The sequence below is a fragment of the Flavobacterium sp. genome, assembly GCF_039916025.1.
In the GTDB taxonomy this organism is placed as follows: domain Bacteria; phylum Bacteroidota; class Bacteroidia; order Flavobacteriales; family Flavobacteriaceae; genus Flavobacterium.
Window position 1 is genome coordinate 1 of the sequence record NZ_JBDSMB010000041.1, and the last position, 5,161, is coordinate 5,161.

At 34.7% G+C, this 5,161-nt stretch carries 4 protein-coding genes; all 4 read left to right on the plus strand.

The features are described 5' to 3' along the window. Positions 1–29 precede the first annotated feature (29 nt). Positions 30–809, plus strand: a complete 780-nt coding sequence (locus ABIQ27_RS02180) for a hypothetical protein (RefSeq protein WP_348031636.1) — start codon at positions 30–32, stop codon at positions 807–809. A 95-nt stretch (positions 810–904) separates the two neighbouring features. Then, a complete protein-coding gene (gene mnmA / locus ABIQ27_RS02185; protein ID WP_348031632.1) occupies positions 905–2,092 on the plus strand; it encodes a tRNA 2-thiouridine(34) synthase MnmA in 1,188 nt (395 codons plus the stop codon). A gap of 26 nt (positions 2,093–2,118) precedes the next feature. Further along, positions 2,119–3,726: a S8 family serine peptidase gene (locus tag ABIQ27_RS02190; protein WP_348031634.1), complete on the plus strand. Its 1,608-nt coding sequence runs from the start codon at positions 2,119–2,121 to the stop codon at positions 3,724–3,726. Then, the gene (locus ABIQ27_RS02195; protein WP_348031635.1) at positions 3,726–4,670 is read left to right on the plus strand and encodes a nitronate monooxygenase; all 945 of its coding nucleotides are present in this window, start codon (positions 3,726–3,728) and stop codon (positions 4,668–4,670) included. The genes ABIQ27_RS02190 and ABIQ27_RS02195 overlap by 1 nt, the downstream gene beginning before the upstream one ends. The last annotated feature ends 491 nt before the right edge of the window (positions 4,671–5,161 follow it).

Sequence of the window (5,161 nt, forward strand, 5' to 3'; positions counted from 1 at the left end):
CTTTTTACCGTTATATTAAAAATCACATTATGAAATATATTATTGCCTTATTGCTTTTAACATCGATTGGTTTTGCCCAAAGCATTAATAAATTGGATGAAAATGGCAAAAAAAATGGCGTTTGGAAAGGTGTTTATGAAGCGTCAAAACGACCTCGATATGAAGGCACTTTTGACCACGGAAAAGAAACGGGAATGTTCAAATTCTTTGATGATACTAAAGCAGGAACAATAATCGCAACAAGAGAATTTAATGCTAAAGACAATTCGTGCTACACTATTTTCTACAATCAAAACAAGAATAAAGTAAGTGAAGGTAAAGTTGTAAATAAACAATTTGAAGGTGATTGGAAATATTACCATGAAGATTTGCCAACAGTGATGACACTTGAGCCTTATGTAAATGGAAAGTTGAATGGTGTTAGAAAAGTGTTTTATAAAAGTGGGGAAATAGCTGAAGAAACAATCTATAAAGACGGAATTAAAAACGGAGCTTATAAAAGTTATGCAGAAAATGGTTTAGTCCTCGAAGAATCTATTTATAAAAATGGACAATACGAAGGAATGGCCATTTTTAGAAATGTTGACAATCAAATTGCGGCACAAGGACTTTTTAAAAATGGAAAGAAAGTGGGCATGTGGAAAATGCTTGTAAAAGGAAAATTGAAAGATGTCAATATGAACTTCCAAAACAAAAATTTTAAAAAGCCAGCAATGCCGAACCAGGCTGATGTTAAGGTTATAGTTAAGGATGAAGATAAGTCTAAACCTGACTTAGACGCTGAACTCAAAAACAAACTTGGGAAGTAAATAGGTTTTGCTTACGGCAGAATTGTTATAACTGATATTATAGTATGCCATTTTACAGAATTTGCGGTAACTTTGCCGCAAATTTTTTGTTTAATATGAAACGAGTTGTTGTCGGACTTTCCGGAGGTGTTGATTCGAGTGTTGCTGCTTATCTTTTAAAAGAACAAGGCTATGAAGTCATTGGTCTTTTTATGAAGAACTGGCACGATGATTCGGTGACTATTTCCAATGAATGCCCATGGCTCGAAGACAGTAACGATGCGCTTTTGGTTGCAGAAAAACTCGGAATTCCTTTCCAAACAGTTGATTTAAGCGAACAATACAAAGAAAAAATCGTGGACTATATGTTCAAAGAATACGAACAGGGACGAACTCCAAATCCTGATGTATTGTGCAACCGCGAAATCAAGTTTGATGTTTTTATGAAAATTGCTTTAAGTCTTGGCGCGGATTATGTTGCCACCGGGCATTATTGCAGAAAAGGTGAAATCAATGTTGATGGGAAGCCAGTGTATCAACTTTTAGCCGGGAAAGACGGAAACAAAGATCAGTCTTATTTCCTTTGTCAATTATCACAGGAACAATTAGCAAAATCCTTATTTCCAATTGGCGAATTAATCAAGCCGGAAGTTCGCGAAATAGCAACCCAATTAGATTTGGTTACAGCAGAAAAGAAAGATTCACAAGGATTGTGTTTTATTGGAAAAGTTCGTTTACCCGAATTTTTGCAACAACAATTGCAACCCAAAGAAGGTTTGATTTATGAAATTGATGTTAACAGTTCAATTTACAATCAAGAACTTCCAACTTTTAATTCGTCAGAAGAAAAATTAGCTTTTGAAAGCAAAGGAATTTCATATACTTCAGAAAGTGGAAAAGTGGTTGGCAAACATCAGGGCGCACATTATTTTACAATCGGACAACGAAAAGGATTGAATGTTGGCGGTACAAAAGAAGCGCTTTTCATCATTGCTACTGATGTAAAATCAAATGCGATTTATACCGGGCAAGGCGCAAATCATCCGGGCTTATTCAAAAAAACATTGAAAGTACAACCTTCAGAAATTCATTGGATACGCGAAGATTTGGCATTGAAAAACGGAGAAACGATGCAGGTGATGGCGCGTATTCGTTACCGTCAGGCTTTGCAGAAAGCAACTTTATATCAATTTGAAAGTGGTTTGTATGTTTCTTTTGACGAACCACAATCTGCAATTACCGAAGGGCAGTTTGTCGCTTGGAATATTGATGACGAATTAGTTGGTTCAGGAGTAATTTCATAAATTAGCGTTTCCAAAAGAGTAATGCTATGAAAAAACTATACTTTATTGTCTTTTTTCTTTTAAGTTTTTATGGATATTCACAAGAAGATGCGTGGGTTTATTTTAATGATAAACCAAATGCAGCTGTTCAGCTGAATACACCTTTAGATTTTCTGACGCAACGAGCTTTAGACCGAAGAACCAATCAGGGAATTGCTTTGACTGAAAATGATGTGCCAATTCACCAACCTTATATTGATGGAATTACGGCTTCAGTCGGAATTACAGTAATGGCCAAATCAAAATGGCTAAATTGCCTTCATGTTCAGGGCAGTATTGACGATATTAATGCATTGGCTTTGCTGCCATATGTAAATCATGTCCAGTTTGCTGATGTTTCTTTGAATTCGAAAAGACCAACCCCGAGAACGATTACTCCGGTTAACAAACAAATGGATGTTTTGACCAATTTTAATTACGGAAATTCCAGTAATCAAATCCAAATGCTGAATGGGCATTTACTGCATCAGGCGAATTATACCGGAACTGGTAAAATAATAGCCGTCCTGGATTCCGGATTTATAAATGTTGATTCAACTGCGCCTTTTCAGCGTTTATTTGATAATAATTTAATCTTGGGGGGCTATAATTATGTTAGTCAAAGTACCGATGTTTATTCATTGCACAATCACGGAACCATGACACTTTCCTGCATGGGAGGGTATGTTGATGGCGAACTTGTTGGCACTGCACCGGATGCTCAATATTATTTATTTGTAACCGAAGATGTTTCGCAGGAAAGTCCGGTAGAAGAAAGCTATTGGGTTGAAGCTGCTGAAGAAGCAGATAGATTAGGAGCAGACGTTATCTCAACTTCACTGGGTTATTATGAATTTGATAATCCAAATTATGGACATTCCTATGATGAATTTACGGGTGACACGGCTTTTGCTTCTAAAGGTGCTAATATTGCTTTTAGTAAAGGAATTGTGGTTGTTGCCAGCGCTGGTAATTCGGGCGGAAGCCCTGAACCATTAAATCATATTGGTGTTCCGGCTGAAGCTAATAATGTTTTAGCAGTTGGAGCTGTAAAATTTGATGAGACTTATGCGACTTTTAGTTCTGTTGGACCTTCGTTTGATGGAAGAATAAAACCAGATGTAATGGCCAAAGGTCAGGCAGCAGTTGTTGCCAATACAAGTGGAACTATTCAGGCTGCGAGCGGAACTTCTTTTTCATGTCCGATTATGGCTGGAATGATTGCCAGTTTTTGGGGAGCAGTTCCAAATCTAACCAATCAGCAAATAGTAGATTTTGTAAAACAATCTGCTGATAGATTTGCAAATCCAAACAATCAATTTGGTTATGGAATTCCGGATTTTCAATTGGCATTAACGCTTTCCGTAAATCAAAATTCAACTGAAAGATTTTTAGTATACCCAAATCCGGTTTCAGATAGACTTTTCATTTCATTTCCGAATAATTTTGCTGAAGCAAAAATTAGTTTTTACAATGCTTTAGGTCAAAATGTTTTTGAAAAATCAATTACTAATTCAGGAGCATCAATTCCTCTGGAAAACTTAAATTCCGGAATCTACTTCTATAAAATAAAAAGCAATGCATTTGTGCAAACCGGAAAAATCATTAAAAATTAATGAATAAAATCACCCAACTTTTCAATATAAAATACCCAATTATTCAAGGTGGAATGATTTGGAACAGCGGTTACAAATTAGCCAGTGCTGTTAGTAATGCAGGAGGTTTAGGATTGATTGGTGCGGGTTCGATGTATCCGGATGTTTTGCGTGAGCATATCCAAAAATGCAAAAAAGCTACGAATAAACCTTTTGGGGTTAATGTTCCGATGTTGTATCCAAATATTGAAGAGATTATTCAGATTATTATTGAGGAAGAAGTTAAAATTGTTTTCACTTCGGCAGGAAACCCAAAAACCTGGACCAGTTATTTAAAAGAAAGAGGAATTATTGTTGTTCATGTTGTCAGCAGTTCAAAGTTTGCTTTGAAAGCTCAGGAAGCTGGAGTTGATGCAGTTGTTGCTGAAGGTTTTGAAGCAGGTGGACATAACGGAAGAGAAGAGACAACTACTTTCACTTTAATACCGATGGTAAAAGAAAATATCACAATTCCCCTGATTGCTGCTGGAGGAATTGCTTCCGGAAAAGGCATGCTTGCTGCAATGATTCTTGGCGCTGATGGAATTCAAATGGGTTCACGATTTGCAGCTTCTTTTGAAAGTTCTTCACATGAGAATTTTAAACAAACGATTATAGGAGTTAAGGAAGGCGATACACAATTAACTTTAAAAGAGTTAGCTCCGGTACGATTGATAAAAAATAAATTTTATAACGAAATCCAGGACTTATACTCAAAATGTCCAACGCCGGATGATTTAAAAGTATTATTAGGTCGGGCCCGAGCCAAAAAAGGAATGTTTGAAGGAGATTTAGAAAATGGAGAATTAGAAATTGGACAAATTGCGGGTTTAATTCACGAAATTAAATCAGTTGAGTCAATCATTAATGAGGTAATGGAGGAATTTAAAATAGCTTCAAAAGATATCCAAAATATTACATTTTAATTCATTTTAAATTTACGATTAGTTGTTAATAGGTTCACAAATTCGAGTAAACTTATTAACAATTTTTTATTTTAAAAAAGTAAATTAGATTATTAATAACTTTTAAATTAATTTTTATTTACATGTAAAATGTTTTATTTCAATGAGATAAAGCATTTTTTATATGATAAGTTATTTATAATAATGTTGATTATTTTGTTTATAACATTTTAATAAGTCAAATCCTGTTCCTATTATTATGAGTAATATAGTGGAAGTATTTTTTTGCTTCGAAGTATACTGTTGAATATCAGATTAAATCATTTTTGCTATATAAATGTGAAAATTTAAGATGATAGTATAAAAGTGTACGGTCGGTTAGTGGAGAATTATCTAAAATTGAATTGCTTATGAGAATCACTACTCTTGTTAAAAATTATTCTATCTACATTGTTTTATTAGTATCTCTTTTAGGGTATAATGATTCTGTATATTCTCAATGTCCTACCGTA

What these genes read in the sequence shown, in the direction of transcription:
- ABIQ27_RS02180 (WP_348031636.1), top strand. Translation starts at nt 30, where the DNA reads ATGAAATATATTATTGCCTTATTGCTTTTAACATCGATTGGTTTTGCC.
- ABIQ27_RS02195 (WP_348031635.1), top strand. Translation starts at nt 3,726, where the DNA reads ATGAATAAAATCACCCAACTTTTCAATATAAAATACCCAATTATTCAA.
- ABIQ27_RS02190 (WP_348031634.1), top strand. Translation starts at nt 2,119, where the DNA reads ATGAAAAAACTATACTTTATTGTCTTTTTTCTTTTAAGTTTTTATGGA.
- mnmA (WP_348031632.1), top strand. Translation starts at nt 905, where the DNA reads ATGAAACGAGTTGTTGTCGGACTTTCCGGAGGTGTTGATTCGAGTGTT.